At 66.6% G+C, this 21911-nt stretch carries 23 protein-coding genes; 15 read left to right on the forward strand and 8 right to left on the reverse strand.

Annotated elements, in window-relative coordinates; genetic code table 11:
• Positions 1-37 precede the first annotated feature (37 nt).
• Positions 38-1486, forward strand: a complete 1449-nt coding sequence (locus tag BM009_RS16290) for a flagellar hook-length control protein FliK (protein ID WP_093297783.1) — start codon at positions 38-40, stop codon at positions 1484-1486.
• Positions 1487-1503: 17 nt separating this feature from the next.
• Positions 1504-2163 (forward strand): flagellar hook assembly protein FlgD, encoded by a 660-nt coding sequence (locus BM009_RS16295; protein ID WP_093297784.1) that lies wholly within the window; start codon positions 1504-1506, stop codon positions 2161-2163.
• A 681-nt stretch (positions 2164-2844) separates the two neighbouring features.
• Here the strand turns inward: BM009_RS16295 and BM009_RS16300 are convergent.
• The 6 genes from BM009_RS16300 to BM009_RS16325 all read right to left on the reverse strand — a co-directional run bounded on the left by BM009_RS16300 (position 2845) and on the right by BM009_RS16325 (position 7213).
• Positions 2845-3246: a hypothetical protein gene (locus BM009_RS16300; RefSeq protein WP_093297785.1), complete on the reverse strand. Its 402-nt coding sequence runs from the start codon at positions 3244-3246 to the stop codon at positions 2845-2847.
• A 142-nt stretch (positions 3247-3388) separates the two neighbouring features.
• Positions 3389-4243 carry a flagellin gene (locus tag BM009_RS16305; protein WP_093297787.1) on the reverse strand — a complete coding sequence of 285 codons (855 nt, stop codon included), beginning with the start codon at positions 4241-4243 and terminating at the stop codon, positions 3389-3391.
• A 234-nt stretch (positions 4244-4477) separates the two neighbouring features.
• Positions 4478-5227, reverse strand: coding sequence for a flagellar basal body L-ring protein FlgH (gene flgH / locus BM009_RS16310; RefSeq protein ID WP_093297788.1), 750 nt, complete (start codon positions 5225-5227; stop codon positions 4478-4480).
• Between the two features lie 12 nt (positions 5228-5239).
• Positions 5240-5668, reverse strand: a complete 429-nt coding sequence (flgA, locus tag BM009_RS16315; RefSeq protein WP_093297790.1) for a flagellar basal body P-ring formation chaperone FlgA — start codon at positions 5666-5668, stop codon at positions 5240-5242.
• Positions 5668-6450, reverse strand: a complete 783-nt coding sequence (gene flgG, locus BM009_RS16320; RefSeq protein ID WP_093297791.1) for a flagellar basal-body rod protein FlgG — start codon at positions 6448-6450, stop codon at positions 5668-5670. The genes flgA and flgG overlap by 1 nt, the downstream gene beginning before the upstream one ends.
• A 22-nt stretch (positions 6451-6472) precedes the next feature.
• Complete coding sequence (locus BM009_RS16325) at positions 6473-7213, reverse strand: flagellar hook-basal body complex protein (protein ID WP_093297792.1); 741 nt, start codon at positions 7211-7213, stop codon at positions 6473-6475.
• A 117-nt stretch (positions 7214-7330) separates the two neighbouring features.
• On the opposite strand from BM009_RS16325, the gene BM009_RS16330 reads away from it, so the two are divergent.
• The 4 genes from BM009_RS16330 to BM009_RS16345 are packed head-to-tail and all read left to right on the forward strand — an operon-like array spanning position 7331 to position 9876.
• Positions 7331-7876 carry a flagellar basal body-associated FliL family protein gene (locus BM009_RS16330; RefSeq protein WP_093297793.1) on the forward strand — a complete coding sequence of 182 codons (546 nt, stop codon included), beginning with the start codon at positions 7331-7333 and terminating at the stop codon, positions 7874-7876.
• Positions 7873-8886, forward strand: coding sequence for a flagellar motor switch protein FliM (gene fliM, locus BM009_RS16335; RefSeq protein ID WP_093297794.1), 1014 nt, complete (start codon positions 7873-7875; stop codon positions 8884-8886). The genes BM009_RS16330 and fliM overlap by 4 nt, the downstream gene beginning before the upstream one ends.
• Before the next feature lies 1 nt (position 8887).
• Entirely contained in the window at positions 8888-9295 is a 408-nt protein-coding gene (locus BM009_RS16340; RefSeq protein WP_093297796.1) for a DUF6468 domain-containing protein, read from the forward strand.
• On the forward strand, positions 9295-9876 hold the full coding sequence (locus tag BM009_RS16345) for a MotE family protein (protein ID WP_093297853.1): 582 nt from the start codon (positions 9295-9297) through the stop codon (positions 9874-9876). The genes BM009_RS16340 and BM009_RS16345 overlap by 1 nt, the downstream gene beginning before the upstream one ends.
• 103 nt (positions 9877-9979) lie before the next feature.
• On the opposite strand, the gene BM009_RS16350 is transcribed toward BM009_RS16345, so the two are convergent.
• On the reverse strand, positions 9980-10396 hold the full coding sequence (locus BM009_RS16350; protein ID WP_093297855.1) for a hypothetical protein: 417 nt from the start codon (positions 10394-10396) through the stop codon (positions 9980-9982).
• 89 nt (positions 10397-10485) lie between these two features.
• Here BM009_RS16350 and BM009_RS16355 point away from each other — a divergent pair, with 89 nt between their 5' ends.
• Both BM009_RS16355 and BM009_RS16360 read left to right on the forward strand, forming a co-directional pair.
• The gene (locus BM009_RS16355) at positions 10486-10698 is read left to right on the forward strand and encodes a hypothetical protein (protein WP_254772317.1); all 213 of its coding nucleotides are present in this window, start codon (positions 10486-10488) and stop codon (positions 10696-10698) included.
• Positions 10698-12521: a hypothetical protein gene (locus tag BM009_RS16360; protein WP_093297799.1), complete on the forward strand. Its 1824-nt coding sequence runs from the start codon at positions 10698-10700 to the stop codon at positions 12519-12521. Before BM009_RS16355 ends, BM009_RS16360 begins: the two co-directional genes overlap by 1 nt.
• On the opposite strand, the gene BM009_RS16365 is transcribed toward BM009_RS16360, so the two are convergent.
• On the reverse strand, positions 12511-14673 hold the full coding sequence (locus BM009_RS16365) for a TonB-dependent receptor (RefSeq protein WP_093297800.1): 2163 nt from the start codon (positions 14671-14673) through the stop codon (positions 12511-12513). The genes BM009_RS16360 and BM009_RS16365 overlap by 11 nt on opposite strands.
• A 180-nt stretch (positions 14674-14853) precedes the next feature.
• Between BM009_RS16365 and BM009_RS16370 the strand changes: the two genes are divergently transcribed.
• The 7 genes from BM009_RS16370 to BM009_RS16395 form a co-directional block, all read left to right on the forward strand.
• Positions 14854-15258 (forward strand): DUF2846 domain-containing protein, encoded by a 405-nt coding sequence (locus BM009_RS16370; protein ID WP_139216659.1) that lies wholly within the window; start codon positions 14854-14856, stop codon positions 15256-15258.
• 459 nt (positions 15259-15717) lie between these two features.
• Positions 15718-15957, forward strand: coding sequence for an acyl carrier protein (locus tag BM009_RS16375; RefSeq protein ID WP_217644211.1), 240 nt, complete (start codon positions 15718-15720; stop codon positions 15955-15957).
• Between the two features lie 64 nt (positions 15958-16021).
• Complete coding sequence (locus BM009_RS16380) at positions 16022-17932, forward strand: HAD-IIIC family phosphatase (RefSeq protein ID WP_217644212.1); 1911 nt, start codon at positions 16022-16024, stop codon at positions 17930-17932.
• Positions 17929-19047 (forward strand): hypothetical protein, encoded by a 1119-nt coding sequence (locus tag BM009_RS16385; protein ID WP_093297804.1) that lies wholly within the window; start codon positions 17929-17931, stop codon positions 19045-19047. The genes BM009_RS16380 and BM009_RS16385 overlap by 4 nt, the downstream gene beginning before the upstream one ends.
• 4 nt (positions 19048-19051) lie before the next feature.
• A complete protein-coding gene (locus tag BM009_RS16390; protein ID WP_093297806.1) occupies positions 19052-20485 on the forward strand; it encodes an MBOAT family O-acyltransferase in 1434 nt (477 codons plus the stop codon).
• A gap of 484 nt (positions 20486-20969) precedes the next feature.
• Positions 20970-21119, forward strand: a complete 150-nt coding sequence (locus tag BM009_RS22690; RefSeq protein ID WP_175488078.1) for a hypothetical protein — start codon at positions 20970-20972, stop codon at positions 21117-21119.
• Between the two features lie 487 nt (positions 21120-21606).
• On the forward strand, positions 21607-21911 hold a 305-nt coding region (locus tag BM009_RS16395), incomplete at its 3' end, for a flagellin (protein ID WP_368085933.1).

Here is a 21911-nt window from a genome sequence, read left to right on the forward strand (position 1 = left end):
GGAACGGCCTCTTCCCGGCCGCGCATGAGGCGACTGCATGAACGTCACGAACATCGGCTCCCCCTTCGCCGCCCCCGTCAGCCAAGAGGGCGCCGCGAATGCGGCCGCCGGCAGCGGCTTTGCCGGACTGCTGGGCGGAGTCGGAACCGGTGGCGTGAGCGGCTGGGCGGGCCAGGGGCTGGTCTTCGCCGGTGCGGGCACCACAGGGCTGCTCGGCGCGCAGACCGGCGCACCGCTGCTGCCGGTGACCCCCGATGCGAACGCGCTGCCCGGCGACAAGCCGCAGGTGGGCATGACCCAGCTGCTCGCCACCGCTGCGCCGGGTGCCGTCACCCCGCCGGTCGCGACCGGCGGCAACCCGCTCGCCGATGCCATCGCCAAGGCGCTCGCGGATGCGCGCGGCAACGCCGAGGACGCCACCGCAACGCCCGGCACCGCCGCGCCCAAGCCGAAGCCGACCGCCGTCGAGGCCAAGCCGGACGCCACCACAGACGCGCTCGCCGAGCTGCTTGATGCCACGGCACCCAAGCCGACCGAGGATGCGGCGCCCGGCCGCCCGATGGTGGGGGTCAAGGTCGCCAAGCCCGGCCGCGGTGCCGGTGGCGACAAGAACGGCCTCGATCCCGCCGGCGCCCCACTGCCCGCGCCCGAAGCGGCCACGCCGGCCGTCGTCCAGCCGATCGCCGTGCCCGTCGCCCAGCAGCAGCCGTCTGCCCAGCCCGCCCCCGCCCAGCAGCCTGCGGCGCAGAGCAAGACCAGCGGCGTCACCGGCCCGCGTTATGCCAAGGCGGACGCCATGGCCGGCAACGAAGCCGCGCCTGCGCAGACCACCAACGACAAGATGGCCGACCTTGCCGATGCGGTCGGCGCACACCCCCATGGCGGCGGCGCCACCGATGGCGGCAGCGCCGGCGACCATGGCCAGCAGAATTTCGGCCAGCAGCTCGCCGCAGCCGACACGCGCCACAGCGGCGCGGTGCCCTTCCCCACAGCCTCGGGCCATGTCGCCCCGGCAGCGAGCGCGGCACCCGCCGCCCCGGCCGCGGAGCCAGTGCTCAATGCGCGCGCGGGTGAACTGGGCCGCAGCCTCGGCGTCGAGATCGCCCGCAAGGTCGATGCCGGCGAGGACACGCTGCGCGTCCGCATGAACCCGGCCGAACTCGGCCGGGTCGAGGTCACGCTCGCGTTCGACGACAAGGGCCGCGTCCAGGCGACGATGCGCGCCGAGAGCCAGCACACGCTCGAGCTGCTTCGCCAGGAAGCCCCCGATCTCGGGCGCGCGCTCGACCAGGCGGGTATCCGCAGCGATGCGAGCAGCTTCCGCTTCGAAAGCCGCGACGGCGGCACCAGCAGCGGCGGCAACGGCCAGCAGGCCTCGCAGCAGCAGTCGCGCGGCGGCAACCAGCAGTTCCACGACGAACCCGACGCGCAGACCGCCGCCTATCGCCCGATCCGCGGCGACGGCCAGGTCGACCTCATCGCCTAACGCTCAGGAGTAGCGCCATGACTCTCGTCTCTTCGGCCACCGCGAATGCGGGGCAGTCCGCCACGAACGACTCGTCCACCAAGCTGACGGCGGACTACAACCTGTTCCTCAAGCTGCTGACGACGCAGCTGCAGAACCAGGATCCGACCAATCCGATGGACAGCTCGCAATATACGCAGCAGCTGGTGCAATATTCGCAGGTCGAGCAGTCGATCACCCAGAACAAGACGCTCAACTCGATCCTGTCGAGCCTGAACATGACGTCGCTGACGTCCAGCACGTCGATGATCGGCCAGCCGGTACAGCTGAGTTCGGACAAGGCCGGCCTCAGCGCCGCCACGCCCGCGCAGTGGCAGTGGGACGCGACCAACCCGATCGACAAGCTGACGGCCACGATCACCGACGCCAAGGGCAAGACGGTCGAGAGCTTCGATCTCGATGTGCAGGGCAGCTCCGGCCAGTTCAGCTGGGACGGCAGCACCAAGAGCGGCACCAAGTACACCGATGGCCTGTATCAGCTGACGCTTTCCGGCACGACCACGGCCGGCGCCAAGATCAGCACCACCGCCACGGCCCTGGGTAAGGTGGATGATGTGCAAATGATCAATGGATCGCCGGTGGTATCCATCAACGGCGCCCAATACCCCACCAGCATGATCTTGAAGATCGCAAAGTAACCTTTGTGCTCCGTAGCATCGCGTAGGGAGAGGGGCTTAAGTACAAATCCTGTAGCTGATTAGTGCGGGATTCGTTTCTCTCCCATCCGATTCTGCGATATAACGAAATCAGAAGCAGCGAGGACGTTCCGATCCCCTCACGATCCTCGCGCTTCCTTATTTGCCGAGCACCCCCCGCTCGGCATAGCGGCAGGCCAGTTCCCCCCAACTGGCCTGCCGCTCGCATTTTGGGGACCCGGCGTCCCTCCCCCCCCGCAGCATCCGCATCCGCCTCGCCGCAGGACCCAAGCCAGGGTTCCGGCGCCGCCATGATCTAGAACCGCGGCGCTACCCACCCCCACTGCATGCCGCGCTGCAGGCCTGCAGGCGCAGGCAGGCGCACGCAGCGCCCTCGCCCCCTGGGGTTATGCCGTGACGATCCTGATCCTTGTCCCTGACGCTGCGAACGCGGAATTACAGGGCGCGCAGTGCGGGCGCACCCCACGCGGCTCGCAGTCAAGCGCGTAGACGGAGGAAGGCCAGCAGCGCTGCAAGAGCAACGGTCATTCCCACGCAGGCGGGAATAATTGGCTTGGGCGCTGAGGGAAAGAACCGCGGCTTTAGCGCCAATGGATCCCCGCCTTCGCGGGGATGACGATGTCCGCGGTCGCGCGCCGTGGCTGGCGCATGACCGGCACTGGATCAGTGGATGCGCGCCTCGGCGCGGCGGGTCAGCTCGCGCGCATGCGCGGCGACGATGCACAGCTCGGCATAGAGGCGATCCCAGAAGGGCGCGGCGATCTCGAGGCTGGCGGCGCCTTCCTGGCTCAGCACCAGCGCGGCGCTGGGATCCAGGTCGAGCCGGAAGCGCGTGGCGAACATGCCGTCGACATGCTCGTCTGGCAGCCCCTGCGGCACCGAAAGCCGGGCCGACATGATGTAGCCGGCGAGCACGTCCACGCCGTAGCCATCGAGCAGGATTCGCGGCCGTCCGCCCAGATCGGGCCGTTCGACGACGATCAGCGCGCCCGAGGGATGCTCTTCGACGCTGACGCGCAGGCGCCCGCCAAAGGCATCGGTAATCTCGCGAATCCTCGGAAACAACGCCGACCTCCCAGTTTCCCATCATTATAGAAGCGGAAACCATATTACCCGCGATGAACGCGGGCAAAAAAAGAGGGCCGGGATGGCGTACCATCCCGGCCCCCGCAAGCCTTCGGCCCCCCAGGGTTGGGGCCTTGGGCTATTAGCGGAACAGCGAAGTGATCGTCTGCGGCGCCTGGTTGGCGATCGACAGAGCCTGAACACCGAGCTGCTGCTTGACCTGCAGAGCCTGCAGTCGAGCCGATTCCTTCGCCAGATCGGCGTCGACGAGGTTGCCGATGCCGCCGTCGATCACGTCCGACAGCTTGCTGGTGAAGGTCTGCTGAGCGTCGATCTTGCGCGAAGCGGCGCCGAGCGTGCTGAGCGTGGTCTTCAGGTTGTTCTTCGTGGTTTCCAGCGTGTCCACCATCGTCTGCGCAGCAGCCTGGGTGTCGATCTTGCCGGTCGACGCGACGGTGATCGTCGAGCCGCCGAGGTCGAGCGACTGGTTCGCCACGGTCAGCGAGTCCGGGTTCCACGCAGTGCTGCTGGTGTCCGAATCCTGCAGCGACTGCAGCGCGGTCACGGTGCCGCCCGAAGCCTTGAGCAGGTTCGTGCCGTTGAAGTCCGACGCGTTGACGATCGTGGTGATCTGGTCGCGAAGCGCAGTGAAGTCCTTGTTCAGGGCGTCACGGGTCGCGGTGTCGATACCCTTATCGGCAGACTGACGGGCCTTCGCCTGCATCTGGTTGACGATGTCGGAGATCTGCTCGGCGCCGGCAACGGCGACGTCAGTCACGCTCTTGGCGCGGCTGAGCGACGACGAAACCGCCTTCAGGCCACCCAGGTCGCCACGGAGGCCCTGAGCGATCGTGTAGGAAGCCGAGTCATCCTTGGTCGAGGACACCGACAGACCCGTGTTGATGCGGTTCTGGGTGGTGGCCAGGTCCTTCTGGGTCGCGGTCAGGCTCTGGAGAGCCGCCATTGCGCCGACGTTGGTGTTAACCGAAAAAGCCATGATAATTTCCTTCTTGGATTAGAGTCGCTTCTGCGACCCAGGTCGGAACCGCCGACCCGCGACTGAGCGTGAATGCCCTGCACGTCCATTGTGGGAAGAAAATCGATCCGACCAAAATTCTGCTGAAAATTTTGATGGTTACTGGAAGATTAAGATAAACATCCGGTAAATGCGAAAAGGGCCCGCCGGGATGTCCGGCGAGCCCTTTCTTGCGCTTTAGCCTGGGATCAGGCGTCAGAACGGGAACAGCGCGTCGTAGATCTGCTGGCCCCAGCGTGCCTGCTGCGCATCGGTCAGCTGGCCCTTGCCGCCATAGATGACGCGCGCCTCGGCGATCTGGCTGTGCTGGATCGAGTTGTCGCGGGCGATGTCCTCGGGCCGGATGATGCCGGTGACGATCAGCTCGCGCATCTCGAAATTCACCCGCACTTCCTGGCGGCCGCGGATCATCAGATTGCCGTTGGGCAGCACCTGGGTGACGATGGCGGCCATCGTCATGTTGATCGTCTCCGATCGCACGGTGGTGCCCCCGCCCGAATATTTGGAGCCCGAATTGGTATCCACCAGCTTGGACGGATCGGTGCCGGTCAGCTTCTTGATCGGCGTCTGCAAGCCCAGCAGGCTGGAAATGCCGCTGGTTTCGGTGCCGCCGCGGCTGCGCGAGGTGTTGTTGCCGATGTCGGCCTTGTCAGCGATCGCGATCTTGATCGTCAGGATGTCGCCCACCCGCCCCGCGCGCTGATCGCGGAAGAAGGCACCGGCGCCGGTGCGGAACAGCGAGGCGGTCGGCGCATTGGCCGGCTGCTCCGGGCGCACCCGGTTCGAGCGATCGAGCGGCGACGCGAGCGAGGGCTCGACATCGGGGGCATCGACGGGATCCATCGTGGAGAGCTTGGGCGCCTTGCCCACCGTCTTCAGCCGGCCCACCGCACCGCAGCCCGAGAGCGTGGCGGTGAGCGCCAGCGCGAGGATGATCTTACGCATGTACCTGTTCCCTCAGGGAGTGGAGATCCGCACCGTGCCCGATCCGTCGACGACGCCGTCGAGCGTGCGGTTGGTGGCAGTGACGACGATCCGCACCGGATCGCCCTGGGCACCGCTGCCCAGCGCACGGCCGGCGGCGGTGATGACCATAGCGCCGGAGACGATCCTGGCCGTCACCGGCTCGCCGCGCTTGACCAGCTGCGGTTTCATCACGTCGCCGCGGCGGAGCAGCGTGCCGGGGCTCAGGGCGCGCGATGCGTCCATGCCCACGGCGTCTTCGGGGCGGAGCGCGCCGCGCGCGCTCGCCTCGGGACGGGTTTCGATCGAGAGGGATCCCATCTCGATCCGTTCGCCACGCGCAACCGGCTGCTGGACCACCGCCACCGGCACGTCCTCGGCGGGCACCGCCACGCGCAGCAACAGGCCCAGCAGCGCGGACATCAGCGCGCCTGGCTGGTCGTCGCCAGCATTTCATCGGCGGTCTTGAGCACGCGGCTGTTCATTTCATAGGCGCGCTGCGCGGTGATCAGCGAGGTGATCTCGGATACCGGGTTGACGTTCGAGCCCTCGATGAAGCCCTGGGTCAGCGTGCCGATGCCGGTATCGCCCGGCGAACCGACGGTCGGCTGGCCCGAGGCGGCGGTCTCGAGAAACAGGTTCCCGCCCTTCGCTTCCAGGCCGTTCTCGTTCATGAAGGTGGCAAGCTGGAGCTGGCCGAGCTGCTGCGGCTGGGTGTTGCCGGCGACCGTCACTTCGACCAGGCCGGTCTTCGAGATGCTGACGTCGAGGGCACCCTGCGGAATGGTGATGCCGGGCTGCACCGGATAGCCGTCCTGCGTCACCAGTTCGCCCTGGTCCGAGATCTGGAACGAGCCGTCGCGGGTATAGCTGGTGGTGCCGTCGGGCATCGTCACCTGGAAATAGCCCTTGCCCTGCACCGCAATGTCGTAGGGATTGTCGGTCTGCTGCAGCGAACCCTGCTGGTTGATGCGGTAGACGCCGCCGGTCTTCACGCCCGAACCGATCTGGATGCCGGCCGGCACCTTGGTGTCGCCGCCGGTCGACGAGCCGGGGCGCGAGACCTGCTGGTAGAGCAGGTCCTGGAACTCGGCGCGCTGCTTCTTGAACGCGGTGGTGTTCATGTTGGCGATGTTGTTCGAGATCACGTCGACATTGGTCTGCTGGGCCAGCATGCCGGTCGCGGCGATGGAAAGCGTACGCATGGAGTTTATCCCTTCGTGAAATTCAGCTGACGCGGCCGAGCTTGTCGATCGCGCTCTTGCGCAGGTCCGACATCGAGTTGGAGAGGCTCTGGCTGGTCTGATAGGCGCGCAGGATCTGCATCATGTCGGTCGTCTCGACGATCGCGTTGACGTTCGATCCCTCGACGCCGCCGCTCACCAGCTTGGTCTGCGCGGCGGGCAGTTCGCGGCCGCCGGAGGCGGTGAACATGTCGTTGCCGCGCGGATCGACCACCGCCTCGCTGTCGAACACCGTCACCGCGATACGGCCGAGCGGGCCGTTCTCGCCCATCACGGTACCGTCGGGATTGACGTTGACCTTGCCGGCCTCCTCGGGCGGGATCTTGATCGGCTTGCCACCCTCGCCGAGGATGATCTGGCCGCCGGAGGTGGCGAGCTCGCCGCTCTCCAGCACCTTCACATAGCCCGCGCGCGTATAGGCGGTGGTGCCGTCGCCGGCCTGCACCGCCAGATAGCCCGGCCCGTCGATCATCACGTCGAGCGGGTTGCCGGTCGGCTGGAACGCGCCGTTCGAGGCATCGTGGACCGCGCCGTAATCGAGCACGAACGAGGTTTTCTCGGCGGCCTTCACCGCGCCGTCGGTCTGTTCCACATATTCGCGGAACACCGGCTGCTCGCGCTTGAACCCGACCGTATTCATGTTGGCGATGTTGTTCGCCACCACGTCCATCCGGCGCTTGAGCGCCTGCTCCTGGCTGAGGAGCACGTAAGAGGAGATGTCCACCGGACTGTCCTTCGAAAAATGGTCACTAGGCAGAAATTGCCGGGTGACGCTTCTATAATAGAGGGAAATCGGACGTGCGGACGCCGCGGCCGATAAATCGGAAGGTCCAGGGTTATTATGTCGGCCGAGATCGTCGAGGATAAGAGCGCGCAGGAGGCCCCGGCGCCCAACAAGAAGAAGAAGCTGATCATCATCGGTGCCGCCACCGTGGCTGCGCTGACGCTGGGCGGCGGCGGCGCCGCCTTCTTCATGGGCGGCAAGAGCGCAGCCAAGACCGAGGCGCATGGCGAGGAAGCCGCAGCGAACGAAGGCGACGGCAGTGCCAGCGAAGGCGACGGCGGCAAGGAAGGCGCAGGCAAGAGCAAGTTCGTCGACGTGCCCACCGTCTCGGTGAACCTGCGCTCGCCGGACGGCTCCCCCCGCTTCCTCAAGCTGCACCTGATGCTGGTGCCCGGCACCAAGACCACCGCCGAGGCGCTCAAGGACAAGCTGCCGGTGGTGCTCGATGCCTATCAGCCCTTCCTGCGTGAGCTGCGGCCAGAGGATCTGGGCGGTTCGGCGGCGGTGTTCCGGCTGAAGGAAGAGCTGATGGTGCGCGCCACCCGGGTGCTCGGCGCCGGCATGGTCAAGGAAGTTCTCATTCAGGACCTGATCCAGCAATGATCGATCTAGACGATTTCGACCTTCCCGATCCGCCCGCGGCTCCGTTCGGCGACGATATCGGCAATTTCGGCCAGGCCGACATCGACGCCCTGTTCGGTGGCAGCGAACCGGTTCTGAAAAAGAAGGGCCTGCGCGCCGTTCTGGAATCGAAGGTCATCAGCCACGAACGGCTGCCGATGCTGGAAGTGGTGTGCGACCGCGTGGTCCGCAGCTTCGCCAGCTCGATGCGCAACATGACCTCGGACGCGATCGACGTGAGCCTGGAGGAAGTGACCTCGGCCCGCTTCGGCGAGTTCATGAACCGCGTGCTGCTTCCGGCGATGGTGGGCGTGTTCAAGATCGCGGAGTGGGAAAGCTACGGCCTGATCACCGTGGAGTCCGGCCTCATCTATTCGGTGGTCGACGCGCTGCTCGGCGGCCGCGGCAGCAACACGCCGGCGGTGATCGACGGGCGCGGCTTCACGCCGATCGAGACATCGCTGGTCTCGCGCGTGCTAGAGACCGCGCTGCGCGACTTCGCCGACGCGTTCGAGCCGATCGAGCCGGTGAACATGAAGCTCGAGCGCATCGAGACCAACCCGCGCTTCGCCGCGATCGCCGCCACCTCGAACATCTGCGCGATCGCGACGTTCCGGGTGGACATGGACGGCCGCGGCGGCTGCCTCACGCTGGTGTTCCCGTACGCCACGCTGGAGCCGGTGCGCCACAAGCTGCTCCAGCGCTTCATGGGCGAAAAGAGCGGCCGCGACAGCATCTGGGAGGCGCACATGGCCTCCGAGATCCGCAAGACCAACGTCACCGTCAACGTGCTGCTCGGCGAGAAGGCGCTGCCGCTCTCCGACCTGGAAGAGCTGCAGGTCGGCCAGACCATCGCGTTCGACAAGAGCCCCGACGACGCGCTCGACATGGCCTGCGGCGACATCAAGCTCGCCCAGGCCCAGATCGGCCAGCGCAGCGGCCGCGTCGCCGTGCGCCTGGTCAACGACGTTTCCCGCACGAGGAAGAAGTAACATGAGTATCGCGCTTTTCGCCAATGTGCTGACGATCATCCTGTGCGTGGCCGTGCTCGTGCAGAGCATGCGCATGATGCGCAGCCTGCGTGCCGTGAAGGACGGGGCCCTCACCGATGTGGTGAAGGCGCTCGACCATGCGACAGTGCAGGCCCGCGCCGTGCTTTCCGACATGAAGCAGACGCTGGGCACCGATTGCGCGCGCCATGCGCGGCTGGTGGAGCAGGCCCGCGACCTTCGCGACGAGCTTTCGGACATGATCGGCATCGCCGACAGCGCCTGCGAGCGCATCGTCTCGGCGGTCAGCCTGGCCAACGCACTGCGCGTCGCCGGCGAGGAAGCCGCGGCCCAGGACGCGGAAGCCGACGTTTCGGCCGACGAGACGCCCGCCACGCGTGAGGCCGCATGATGGCGCGCCCCTCCCTGCTGCTGCTGATGGCGGCAGCCTCCGCCATCGCCGCCGTGGCCAATGCCGCCAGCATCGCCACCGGCGATCAGGACGGCACCAGCAAGACCCGGCTCGGCAACTCGATCGAACGCGACCTTAGCGCGCGCGATCAGGATGCCGCCAAGCGCCAGCGCGCGCTCGACCTGCGCGAGCAGGCCGCCAAGGCCGCCGAGCAGCGGCTGGCGGCGAGCGTCGAGGCGCAGCAGAAGGACGCGGCCACAGGCGCGCCGGGAGCACCCGGAACGCCCTTGCCCGCCGAAGCCCAGTTCGACGAGCTCGCCCGCATCTACCAGGCGATGAAGCCTGCCAAGGCGGCGGCGGTGTTCGAGCAGCTCGACATGGAAGTGCAGATGAAGGTGGCGCAGCGCATGCGCCCTGCCTCCACCGCGGCGATCCTCGCTTCGATGTCGCCCAAGGGTGCGGCGTCGCTCAGCATGGCGTTGGCGCGCAAGAGCGCTGCGAAGCCGGTTGCGGCGCCGGCCGCGGCCCAGGCTGGCCCAGCCGTTGCGGGTCCGACCGGACCGGCGCGCAAGCCGGGCTGAGGCGCTAATCCTTCTAACGCAAAAACGCCGTAGGTCCGGCGCGAACCGGACCTACGGCGTTTTTGTGAATGCAGCAGATGGTAGGAGCGTCCGCCCCGCGGGATCAATTCTGCGAGGCGCCCACCTCGACGATCAGCACCCGGTCGAGCTCCGGCGCGACGGTCTTGAGTGCGCCGGTCAGCGTCTTGTCGAGATCGGCGACGTTCACCGCGCGCAGCGCCGAGGCATCGAGTCGCGCGAATTCCACTCCGCCGGCAATCGCCGCCATGCGCAGATTGGGCATCGCCGCGGTGAGCTTTTCGGCGGTAGCGGCATCGTGCACCTCGAGCACCAGCTGGAAATTGAGCGTGCCGGCGACACGATCCGAATCGACGATCGGCACCGCGATCGGCTCCATCTTCACCAGATGCAGCCCCTCGCCTTCGCCGCCGCCGCCCGAGGCAAATGCACGCCCCGCCGGCAGCGGCGAAACCGCGATCGCCACCAGTCCGAGCATCGCCAGCGTCTGCTTGCCGCGCACCAAATTTCTCCTGTTAATCGCATGGGTGCCGCCGCCGCTGCGGCCACGCACGTCCTATAAATAAGGGACAAGCACTTAACGGATTACAAATGAGCCACGATCAACGCCCCGCCCGGATGCGCGTCGTCGCCGACGCTGCCAGCCGCGGCAACGCCGTCGACACCAGCGAGATGCAGAACGGCCAGGCCGACGAGGCAAAGGTCGCCGCGGACGGCCTGCCGATCGTGCCCGCCATGATCTTCATCATCGCCTGCATCATCGGTGGCGCCGTCGTCACCTACCTCATGGCCGGAGCCCATTGATGCGCCGTTTGCTGATCGTCGCATTGCTCGCCAGCACCGCCGCCGCGCCGCCCGGCGATCCCGCCCCGGCGCCGACCGAGCATGATGCGGCCCCCGCCGCGCCCGCCGCAAACGCCGCTGCCCCCGCAGCGCCTGCCGCAGGCCGCCCGATGCTGCCGCCCTTCGCCGCCACCCTCGCGCAGATGCCGATCGTCACCGACAGCCGCGACTGGCCCACGCTGAGCGAGGAAGCGGCGTGGGAGGAGATCATCCAGGCCAAGCCCGAAACCCGTCAGCTCGCACGCTGGCACTATGTCGGCTCGCTGATCCGCCGCGGCATGGGCGCGGAGGCGCTGGGCGTGCTGGAGACGATGGAATCCGACGACGAGGATCTCGCGCTCGTCGCCCCGTTCCAGCTCGCCACCGGCGCCGCGCTGGTGATGGTCGGCCATTATCGCGACGCCGTCGAAGCGCTGTCGCTCCCCGAGCTCGAAGGCAATGCGGAGGCCTGTGCCTGGCGCGTCCGCGCACTGGCCGGGACCGGCGACGGCAAGGCCGCCGCCCGCCAGATCAACTGCGCCGTGCCCGCGATCAACGGCCGCGCGCCGCAGGAGCGCAAGCCTTTCACCCTCGCCGCCGCCCGCGGCGCGATCGCGATCGGCCAGGGCCAGCCGGCGATCGCTTGGCTCAAGCTGTTCGGCGACCAGGACCCGCAGGCCAATCTGCTGCGCGGCAAGGCGCTGCTCGTCTCGGGCGATCCTGCCGAAGGGCTGTTCCGCCTGTCGCGTGCCGAGCTGAGCGGTTCGCCCGAGATCCAGGCCGAAGCCAAGCTTGCGCAGATCGAAGGCGACCTCAAGCTCCACCGCATCGATCCGGCCGAGGGCGTCAATCGCCTCGAAGCGCTGCGCTATGGCTGGCGCGGCGACGAGATCGAGGCCGGCGCACTCCGCCTCGAATATCAGCTGGCGCTCGAGACCAACAATCGCCGTGCCGCGCTGCGCAGCGCCGCCACGCTGTTCCGCTTCTATCGTCCGGACGGCGATTCCGGCCCGATGCTCAAGCAGATCCAGACTTGGCTGGCCGAGATGCTGGCCCCTGACAGCGGCACGCCGCTGCCCGAAGCCGCCGGCCTGTACTGGGATTACAAGGAACTAGGGCCCGCCGGTGCCGAAGGCGACGTGCTTGCGCTGCGCCTCGCCGAGCGGCTGCAGGATGCCGGGCTCTATCCGCGCGCGGCCGAGCTGCTCCAGTATCAGCTGATGCAGCGCCGCCAGGACGTGGCGCAGGGGCCGCTCTCCGTGAAGGTGGCCTCGCTGTTCATCCTCTCCGGCGATCCGGTGAAGGCGCTCGACACGCTCCACGCCACCGAACAGGCGAGCTATTCGGACGCGATGCGCTTTGATCGCAAGCGGATCGAGGCGGTGGCGCTGTACAAGCTGGGCCGCGAGGATGCGGCGATGGCGGCGCTGGACGGCGTGCCCGGCGGCAGCGGTGTGCGCAGCGAAATCCACTGGCGCACGCGCAACTGGGGATCGTTCATCACCGAGAACGAGGCAACCCTGCCCGCCCCCGGCGCGATGACCCCGCCGGCCCAGGCGATCGTGCTCCGCCAGGCGGTGGCGCTGGCGATGCTCAACCAGGAAGCCAAGCTGCAGGCGCTGCGCGCGCGCTACGGCGCCGCGTTCAAGGCGCTGCCCAGCGGCCAAGCGTTCGACCTGCTGACCCAGCCGTCGCCGAGCGTCGACCCGGCGCGGATCAGCGCGGCGATGGCGGCGATCCCCGAAGCGAGCCCGACGGGCGCGATCGGGGATCTGATGGACGCGACGACTTCGACTACAGGCTGAAGCGCAGCGTCGCGCGCAGGTCGCGGCCTGCGAGCGGCGCATAGTCCTTCAGATAGCTGCTCGCGCGGCGCGCCTCGACGTCGAACAGATTGTTGGCGGACAGCGTGAGGGTCGTCCCCGGCATGGTCGGGAACGGCTTCAGGTTGAGCGTGGCGTTGACCATGGTGTAAGGCGCCGTACGCGTCTCGAACACGGCGATGCGGTTCTGCACGAAGACATGCTCCGCCTCTACCCGGCCGGTGATGCGCTCCGACTGCGCCTCGATGCCGCCCAGCACGCGCGGCGCCGGGATGCGCGGTGCCGGCCCTTCGTCGACGATGTTGGCATGGACATAGTCGCCGAGCGCATCGAGGTTGACGGTATAGTCGCCCAGCTGCGCCAGCCGCACCGAACCTTCCGCCTCGAAGCCGTAATAGCGCGCGTCGCGCTGGGTGAACTGGAAGCAGGGCAGGTCGACCGTGCGTCCGCTCGGCGCGGCCGCCGCCTGGCAGACCGCCTGCGGGGCCTGGTTGTCGCTGATATAGTTGGAGAACCAGTTGTAATAAGCCGAAGCGTCGAAGCTGTAGCCGTCGCCATGCGCGTGCAGAGTCGCTTCCAGCCCCCAGCTCTTCTCCAGCCGGAAATCGGGGCTGCCCAGCTCATAGGCCTCGGTGCCGGCATGCGCGCCGTTGGCGAACAGTTCCTCGGCGGAAGGCGCGCGTTCGGTGTGCGAGAGGTTCAAGCCGATCCGCACGTTGCGGGTGACGCCGTAGGACGCGCCGACCGACCCCGACAGCGCCTGGAAGCTGCGCTTGCCGTTGAAGAAGCGCTTGTCGTCGAGCACGGGATTTGCGGAAAGATCGGTGAACTCATAGCGCAGCCCCGCCTCGGCCTTGAGCGCGCCCATGTCGAGCTGCTGGAGCGTGAACAGGCCGGTCTGCTGCGTCTTGTTCTTCGGCAGGAAGGCCTCGTCGCCCTGCACGTCGAAGTCGCGCGCGAAATACTGCACACCGCTCGCACCCTTCCACGCGCCGTGATCGGCCTGGACCAGCTCGAGCCGCCCCTCCAGCCCCTTGTTGTAGAAGGCGGTGCCGACGCCGCCATCGGGCTCCAGCTCGAAATGGCGATAGGCGGCATAGCCCGCGCGCAGCCGCACCTTCTGGAGGAAGCCGCCGCCGGTCTCGGCTTCGGCGCGCAGATCGAGCCGGTTCTGGACGACGCTCAGCCGCGGTGCTTCCTGCCCCTCGCCGGGCTGCGTGGCGAAACGGATCGGCACGCCGTACAGGCTGTCATAATGGCTATAGGCGATGCCCAGCGTGCCGGTATCGGTGATGATCGCCGCGCCCGCCCCCGCCGTCCAGGTCTTGGCGGCGCTATTGGGCAGGCGGTTCTTCACCGCGGCATTGGCGGCGAAATCGATCGGCTCGGGGTCATTCGGATCAGCGGGCAGCGCCGCGCTCGCCAGCGCCTGGCGACGCTTGTCAGCGGTGAGCGCATACCCCCCGATCTTCAGGTCGCTGGTCTTGGCGTAGGAACCGTCGGCATGCAGCACGAGGTGGCTGCCCACCGCGACATCCCCAGCCCCGCCGACCGAACGCTCCTCCGCGGCCGAGCCATAGGTGCCGATGCCGCTCAGCCGATAACCCTTCTCGGGCACGCTGCGCGGAATGCGGCTGTCGATCACATTGACCACGCCGCCCATCGCCGACGAGCCGAACAGCAGCGCCGAGGGACCGCGCAGCACCTCGACGCGCTCGGCGAGCAGCGGATCGATGATCACCGCATGATCGGCCGAGGTGTTCGACACGTCGATCGAGCCAATTCCGTCGGTCAGCACGCGCACACGCTCGCCCTGGAAGCCGCGCAGAATCGGCCGCGAGGCGTTGGGCCCGAACGAACTGGCCGATACGCCCGGTTGCCGCGCCAGCGTCTCGCCAATGGTGGGGCGCAGGTTGCGGGTGAGTTCCTCGCCGGTGACGACCGAGGTGCCGGAGAGTACGTCGGTCTCGCTCAACCGATAGGGCGCGGTGACGATGATCGCCGGCGGCTGCTGTGCTGCCTGGTCTTTCGCCTGCTCGGTCTCGGTAGGCGCCGGCGTTGCGTGGTCGGGATCGGCGAAGGCCGGAACCGGCAGCAGCACGAGCGAGGAAGACAGGAGAAGGACGCGACGCATCGGGATTCCACTTTCTGAAGGGAGCGTGACGCGAGCATGTATCGGGGATGATATATGGTATCAAGGCCTTTATGGTGCGCTGCGATGAAACGTCGACGCCCTGACAAACCGCGGGTGATCGATTGACAGGCGAAACGAAATTGTCGCACCGTTTAGTCCTCAACAGGGGAAACACTACCGATGCTATTGCCGTATCTCGCTGTCGCCTTGCTCTCCGCCGTCGGTCAGGACGCCGCGCCGCCGCCGCCGCAAGAGCGCGGGACGATCATTCTCTACCGTCCCGAGAGCATCGTGGGCGCGGCGGTCGCCTGCCCGATCCGCTACAAGGGCAATGTCGTCGTCGAGCTCGGCCGCGGCAAATATGCGGAATGGTCGGTGCCGAAGGGCACCTACACGCTGGAGAACAAGGTCAGCAGCGTCGACGTCACCGTCGAACCCGGCGAGAAACGCTATGTGCGCTGCTCGATCAAGATGGGCTTCATGGCCGGACGCGCCTCGCTGCAATTGGTCGACCAGGCCGACTTCGACAAGCATGGCAAGGACTTCGAGAAGAAGGACGTGGCGGCGATCGACCCCGCCGCCTGATCCGCGCGGGCCGGCGCGGAAGCCTTACGCCAAGGCAAGCCGCGCCGGCCTAATCCTATCGCGACAGATACAAGACGTACCATCTCGCCAGCACCGCGAGAGCCAGCTTCTGTCAATGCGTCGCCCAGCTTCGGCCTAGCGCCGCCAGCGTCGGGGATCGGCGCGCAGCATCTCCTTCATCCGCGGGGCTGGCGATTCGACGGGCCAGCAGCGGCGACCACAGCGCCAGTCGGGTCGCGGACAGGCCCCAATCATCGCTACATCTGCACGCAGATTGCCGGCCCGGACCCCGTCGCCAGCGTCCATCCCATTTAAATCGCCGCACTGCAGCAAATATGTGCCGAAGCGACGCGCCCGGCATCTTGACGGCGCGAAAGCCTTCCCGTTAACAAACGGTTAAATTGGCTCTGGGCGCCTCATCCGTGGCACTGCTCGGTAGTTCAGCAGAGGAATATAGCTTTGCAAGACATTTACGACAAGCTGACAGAAATTTTGCAGGACGTGTTCGACGATGACGAAATCGTCGCGTCGCCCACGCTTTCCGCCGCCGATGTCGACGGGTGGGACAGCCTGGCGCATGTCCGCTTCATCCTGGCTATCGAGCGGGGTTTCGGCGTGAAATTCTCGGCCGCGGAAGCCAGTTCCTTCGCCAATATCGGCGAGCTTGCGAACGGCATCGCGGCCAAGCGCGGCGCATAATATCGCTCCGCGCGCGCCGTACACGGCTGCGGTCAGTGACTGATTATTCTGAGGGGCTTTTGCCGTGAGCGAAGATATTCTGAAGGACTTGTCATGGCTGCCGCGTGCGCCGGAGGACTTCCGCAAGCAGCGCCGTGCCCTGAGCGACAAGACCGGCCCGATCGGGCAGGATCTGCGCTTTCTCGCGACGCACCAGCTGAGTGACAGCCAGCTGACGCAGCTCGCCCAGTCGATCGCCGATCTGCGCTCGGCCGGTGCCGATCTGTCGCCGCTGGTGCCGTTCCGCCTCGGCCTGATCGGCAACGGCACGCTGGACCTGCTCGCGCCGCTGCTGGTGGCGAGCGCCGCGCGGCACGGCATCGCGCTCGAAGTCGTGCAGACGGAGTATGGCCAGCTCATGCAGGAGGCGATGTCTCCGGATTCGGGCATCAACAGCGCCAAGTGCGACGCCGTGCTGCTCGCGCTCGACTACCGCGCCCTGCCCGGCCTGGGTTCGCCAAATTCGGTGAACGACGCGCTCGGCTTCATCGGACAGCTGCGGGCGGGCTTCCGCCAGAATAGCGGCGCGATCTCGATCGTGCAGACCTTTGCCCCGCCGGCGGAAGCGCTGTTCGGCCATATCGACCGCGTGCTCGATGCATCCCCGCGCGGCGCGCTCGACCGGATCAATACCGAGCTCGCGCGCAGCGCCGCGGCGAGCGACGACGTGCTGCTGGACGTCGCGTCGATCGCCGAGCTCGTCGGCCTCGCCAACTGGCACTCGCCGCAGCAGTGGAACCTGGCAAAGCTGCCGTTCGATGCCGCCTATGCGCCCTTCTATGCCGACCATGTCGCGCGGCTGGTCGCCGCCATCAAGGGCAAGTCGCGCCGCGTGCTGATCCTCGACCTCGACAACACCGTCTGGGGCGGGGTGATTGGCGACGACGGACTGGAGGGCATCCGCATCGCTCAGGGCGACGCCGTCGGCGAGGCCTTCCTGGCCGTGCAGGCGAATGCGCTGGCGCTGCGCGCCCGCGGTGTGGTGCTGGCGGTATCCTCGAAGAACACCGACTCGGTCGCCCGTGGCCCCTTCCGCGAGCATCCCGAGATGCTGCTGCGCGAAGATCATATCGCCGTCTTCCAGGCGAACTGGAGCGACAAGGCGACCAACATCAAGTCGATCGCGAACGAGCTTTCGCTCGGCCTCGACGCGATGGTGTTCCTCGACGACAATCCCATGGAGCGCGATCTGGTCCGCCGGATGCTGCCGCAGGTTGCGGTTCCCGAGCTGCCGGCCGATCCCGCACTCTATGTGCGGACGCTGATGGCGGCCGGCTATTTCGAGACGATCGCCTTCTCCGAAGAGGATCGCAAGCGGGCCGATTTCTACCAGGACAATGCCAAGCGCGTCGCGCTTCAGGCATCGGCGGGGGATCTCGATTCCTACCTCGCCTCGCTCAACATGGAGATCTTCTTCGCGCCCTTCGATGCGATGGGGCGGAAGCGGATCGCTCAGCTGATCAGCAAGTCCAACCAGTTCAATCTCACCACGCGGCGCTACACCGAGGCCGATGTGGCGGAGCTGGAGGAAGATCCCGACGTCTTCACCCTGCAGGTCCGCCTCACCGACGCGTTCGGCGACAATGGCATGATCTCGGTGATCGTCTGCCGTCCGCACGGCGACGATGCCTGGGAGATCGATACCTGGCTGATGAGCTGCCGGGTGCTCAAGCGGCGGGTGGAACAGATGGTACTGCGCGAGCTGGTCGAGGCCGCCCGCCGGCATGGCAAGAAGCGCCTGATCGGCGTCTACATCCCCACCGATCGCAACGCCCTCGTCGTCGAGCATTACGCCGAGCTGGGCTTCACCCAGGTGGCGACGGATGCGACGGACGGCCGGACGGTGTGGGAGCTGGATACCGCGACCGAGGTGCCGGAAGCGCCGATGACGGTGCACCGTGCCGCACAGCTTGCCGAAGCGGAGGCGGCGCAATGACGGCGCCTGCCCGGCGCCTTCCCAGACGCGATCGCTATCTGCTGCCGCTGGTCGTCCTTGCGGTGGCTCTGACGATGGTGATCGGCAGCGAGGTCGCGGCGCGCTGGTGGATGCCCGAGCAGCCCAGCGACAGCTGCCTGGCGGACGATACCTTCTTCGGCAAGCTGCCGCGCAAGAACTGCACGTCGCGCACCAAGGTCGCCGAGGGCGACTGGACCACCTACCACTATAACGAATGCGGCTATCGATCGGAGACCTCGTGCGCGCCGGTACCGGCGTCGACGATCCGGATCTCGGTCATCGGCGCCTCGACCAGCTGGGGCTACCGCATCCCGACGCCGCAGACCTGGTGGCATCGCACGGCCGACGCGCTTTCCAAGATCTGCGGCCGGCCGGTCGACGTGCAGAATCTTGGCGGCGTGTACAATCTCAACCAGGTCGCCCACACCGTGCCGCCCGCGCTCCAGCTGAAGCCGGACGCGGTGCTGATGATCGTGACTCCCTTCGATCTGCAGCGGCTGCCGGCGGGCGACTTCGATCTGGCCTGGCAGCCCGAGGCGGCGCCCGTCGCGCCCAAGCGCGAGCTGCTGGGCAAGATCAAGGACACCCTCGAGGTCAGCCGCTTCGCGACCTTCGCCCAGCACACGCTGTATCGCCAGCCGGAAAGCTATCTCAACGGTTTCCTGACCTCCGGGGATCGCGCCAATTTCCTGCGCCCGCCGTTCGACGGCGAATGGCAGCGGCGGCTGACCTTCGCCGATCACGCCCTGGCCTATATCGCGCAACAGGTGCACGCCCAAGGCGTACCACTGATCCTCGCCTTCGTCCCGCACCAGGCCCAGGCCGACATTCTGTCGCTCGGCAAGACCTATCCGGGGATCGACCCCTATGCGATCGACCGCGCGCTGGGCGCGATCGCCGCGCGCCACGGGATCCTCTACCAAGATCTGACCTCCAGCTTCGGCAAGCGGGCGGATGCGGCATCGCTGTACATGAACGTCGACAGCCATCCGACCGGCGCGGCCAACAGCCTGATCGCAGACGGCATGATGCGCGGCCTGCTCGCCTCCTCGCTGCGCGACGGCAAGTGCAGCGCCGGCGCAGGGAAGGAATGAAGCGATGAACGTCCCCTCCTTCCCTTTTCTCGGCTTCGCGATCCTCGGCGCGATCCTGTACAACCTGCTGCCGGCGGGCATCCTGCGGCGCGGGCTGTTGCTGCTGATCAACCTGATCTTCCTGTCGACCTTCGTGCATGGCTGGCAGCAGGCGCTGCCCTATGCGGGCTTTCTGCTCACCGGGTTCCTGGGTACCCGTCTGCTGGTGACGCACGGCCCGCGCTGGCGCCTGCCGGTGCTGATCGCGCTCATCCTCTTCGCGTTCTTCTGGCTGAAGCGGTACACGTTCATCCCGGCGGCCATCAACCTGCCGTTCCTCTACACGACGGTCGGGCTGTCCTACGTCTTCTTCCGGGTGCTCCACCTGATCATCGATACAGGCCAGGGGCAGATCAAGGAGCGGATCTCGCCGCTCGATTATGTCAACTACACCCTCAACTTCACCGCACTCGTTTCCGGCCCGATCCAGTTCTATCAGGACTATCGCGAGCAGGAGCGGAACGGCGAGAAGGTGGACCTGTTCGCCGCGGGCTGGGCGGCGGAGCGCATCATCGTCGGCATGTTCAAGGTCGCGATCGTCTCGACGCTGCTGATGAAGTGGCAGCAGGCCGCCATCGCCGATCTGGCCGTCGCCGACGCCTTTTCGATGCGCGTGGTCTATTGCGCGCTGATCGGCGCGATCTACCCGCTGTTCCTCTACGCGAACTTCTCCGGCTATACCGATTTCGTGATCGGCTGCGCCCGGCTGTTCCGCATCCGCCTGCCCGAGAACTTCTACCATCCGTTCATCGCGGAAAACTTCATCGCCTTCTGGTCGCGCTGGCACATCACGCTGTCCAACTGGCTCAAGGTCTATGTCTACACGCCGTTCCTGATGACCGCGATGCGGCGCATCCCCTCGACGGCGATCGAGCCCTATCTTGCGGTCGCGGCCTATTTCGTCACCTTCTTCCTGGTCGGTGCCTGGCATGGCCAGACCAGCATGTTCCTGTTCTTCGGCGTGCTGCAGGGCGGCGGCGTGGCGATGAACAAGCTCTACCAGGTGGCGATGGTCAAGCGGCTGTCGCGCAAGGGCTACAAGAAGCTCTCGGCCGAGCCCTGGTATCGGGTGCTGTGCCGCGCGCTGACCTTCACCTGGTTCGCCTTCACGCTGCTGTGGTTCTGGTCGACCTGGGGACAGCTGGGCCAGTTCATCCAGCAGGCGGGCTGGCCGGCGGTTGCCTGCGGTTGGGCGTTGGTGCTGCTGGTCGCGATGCCGGCGCTGAGCCTGCTCAGGGCGGTGCAGGGGCCGATCGAGACACGCAAGGTGGACCCGGCCGCCGTTCCTGCCTCGCGCTACTGGCGCACGGCGCTGTCGACCGCGATGCTGATCATCCTGGTCGGTGCGACGCTGTTGCTGAACGGCCCGGCGCCCGACGTGGTGTACAAGACCTTCTAAGGGGGCGGGCGGCGCGATCCCGCGCCGCCTTCCACCATGCGCTGCGCATCGTCGACCCGCAAAAGCTTGCTGGACGGCATCAGGCGGGATTTGGAGAGGCGGTGGTGGGTCCGCCGCCTACCATGATGGGGCAAAAAATCCCCAGATTTACGTCAGTCAGAGATAGGGGAGCCGGTAGAGTGCCCCCAAGAGTGCCCCCAAATATTTTCCTACCCAGCGCGAGCAAAGGTGAGCCTCCGAGATATGGATAGCGGGTGACCCGCCGAGCTTGCGCGCCCGCACCAAGAGAGCATGATCCCCTGCCCGACTCGCTCCGGAGAGAACTGCCCATGCTTCGGATCACAACCATAACCGCTGCTCTCGCGCTTATCGCCACGCCTGGGCTCGCAGCTGCGCCATGCAAGGATGCCAAAGGCAAGTTCGTGAAGTGCCCGCCCGCCGCATCGGCTGCAGCTGGGGACGTCGTGAAGAACAAAGCGGGCAAATGCCACATCGCCAGCGGCCCGAAGAAGGGCCAGTTCACGAAATGCCCCTGAAGGTCCGACGCCCGACCGCCTTCGACATCAAAGCGATCGTCTTGGCGGTGCTCATGCTTGCCGCTTCGACCTTCCAGCTGCTGTCGATGATCCGGTAGAAACCAAGGGGAAAACCGGATGCGCAGAAGGTAGGACCGTTAAGCTTGCGATTTTAAAAGGGCCGTGCCGCCTCCGATTTCCCCCTGCTTTTTCGGGGGCGGCAACCCCGCTGCGACCGTTCGCGCGCTGGCGCGGAGGCGGCTGCCGGGTTAGCCTCCGCGCACATGCAGCGAAGTCGCTATTCTACAGTAGCTCCGTAACTCCTCACGCCCGTGGGCCTCTAGGAGCCCGCCTAAGCACATCTGCCGCACACCGGTTTGCACGCCCTTTGCCGATGAGGGGCGTCACCTGAGGACTATTGCGCAGCCTGCCTTTAGGAGTCGTTCACGACTTTAAACGTTCGGCTAACCATTAGAATTTCCGTAGGAATCCACTCCATCCTGATTTTCTTCCCACAATGGTCGAGCGGGGCATTCACGCTCGGTCGCGGGTCGGCGCTTCCGATCCGGGTCGCAGAAGCGGCTCGAGTACCAGAAGGAAATTACCATGGCTTTTTCGGTTAACACCAACGTCGGCGCAATGGCGGCTCTCCAGAGCCTGACCGCGACCCAGAAGGACCTGTCCACCACCCAGAACCGCATCAACACGGGTCTGTCGGTGTCCTCGACCAAGGATGACTCGGCTTCCTACACGATCGCACAGGGCCTCCGTGGCGACCTGGGCGGCCTGAAGGCGGTTTCGTCGTCGCTCAGCCGTGCCAAGAGCGTGACTGACGTCGCCGTTGCCGGCGCCGAGCAGATCTCCGACATCGTCAACCAGATGCAGGCGAAGGCCCGTCAGTCTGCCGATAA

It is taken from the genome of Sphingomonas sp. NFR04 (genome assembly GCF_900114095.1).
GTDB lineage: Bacteria > Pseudomonadota > Alphaproteobacteria > Sphingomonadales > Sphingomonadaceae > Sphingomonas.

Coding starts and splice junctions, on each gene's coding strand:
- BM009_RS16390 (WP_093297806.1), top strand. CDS start 19,052: ATGAACGTCCCCTCCTTCCCTTTTCTCGGCTTCGCGATCCTCGGCGCG.
- flgA (WP_093297790.1), bottom strand. CDS start 5,668: ATGTCCGCGCTGCTGGGCCTGTTGCTGCGCGTGGCGGTGCCCGCCGAG.
- BM009_RS22690 (WP_175488078.1), top strand. CDS start 20,970: ATGCCACATCGCCAGCGGCCCGAAGAAGGGCCAGTTCACGAAATGCCC.
- BM009_RS16290 (WP_093297783.1), top strand. CDS start 38: ATGAACGTCACGAACATCGGCTCCCCCTTCGCCGCCCCCGTCAGCCAA.
- BM009_RS16330 (WP_093297793.1), top strand. CDS start 7,331: ATGTCGGCCGAGATCGTCGAGGATAAGAGCGCGCAGGAGGCCCCGGCG.
- BM009_RS16340 (WP_093297796.1), top strand. CDS start 8,888: ATGAGTATCGCGCTTTTCGCCAATGTGCTGACGATCATCCTGTGCGTG.
- BM009_RS16370 (WP_139216659.1), top strand. CDS start 14,854: ATGCTATTGCCGTATCTCGCTGTCGCCTTGCTCTCCGCCGTCGGTCAG.
- BM009_RS16385 (WP_093297804.1), top strand. CDS start 17,929: ATGACGGCGCCTGCCCGGCGCCTTCCCAGACGCGATCGCTATCTGCTG.
- flgH (WP_093297788.1), bottom strand. CDS start 5,227: ATGCGTAAGATCATCCTCGCGCTGGCGCTCACCGCCACGCTCTCGGGC.
- flgG (WP_093297791.1), bottom strand. CDS start 6,450: ATGCGTACGCTTTCCATCGCCGCGACCGGCATGCTGGCCCAGCAGACC.
- BM009_RS16360 (WP_093297799.1), top strand. CDS start 10,698: ATGCGCCGTTTGCTGATCGTCGCATTGCTCGCCAGCACCGCCGCCGCG.
- BM009_RS16305 (WP_093297787.1), bottom strand. CDS start 4,243: ATGGCTTTTTCGGTTAACACCAACGTCGGCGCAATGGCGGCTCTCCAG.
- BM009_RS16355 (WP_254772317.1), top strand. CDS start 10,486: ATGAGCCACGATCAACGCCCCGCCCGGATGCGCGTCGTCGCCGACGCT.
- BM009_RS16345 (WP_093297853.1), top strand. CDS start 9,295: ATGGCGCGCCCCTCCCTGCTGCTGCTGATGGCGGCAGCCTCCGCCATC.
- fliM (WP_093297794.1), top strand. CDS start 7,873: ATGATCGATCTAGACGATTTCGACCTTCCCGATCCGCCCGCGGCTCCG.
- BM009_RS16295 (WP_093297784.1), top strand. CDS start 1,504: ATGACTCTCGTCTCTTCGGCCACCGCGAATGCGGGGCAGTCCGCCACG.
- BM009_RS16365 (WP_093297800.1), bottom strand. CDS start 14,673: ATGCGTCGCGTCCTTCTCCTGTCTTCCTCGCTCGTGCTGCTGCCGGTT.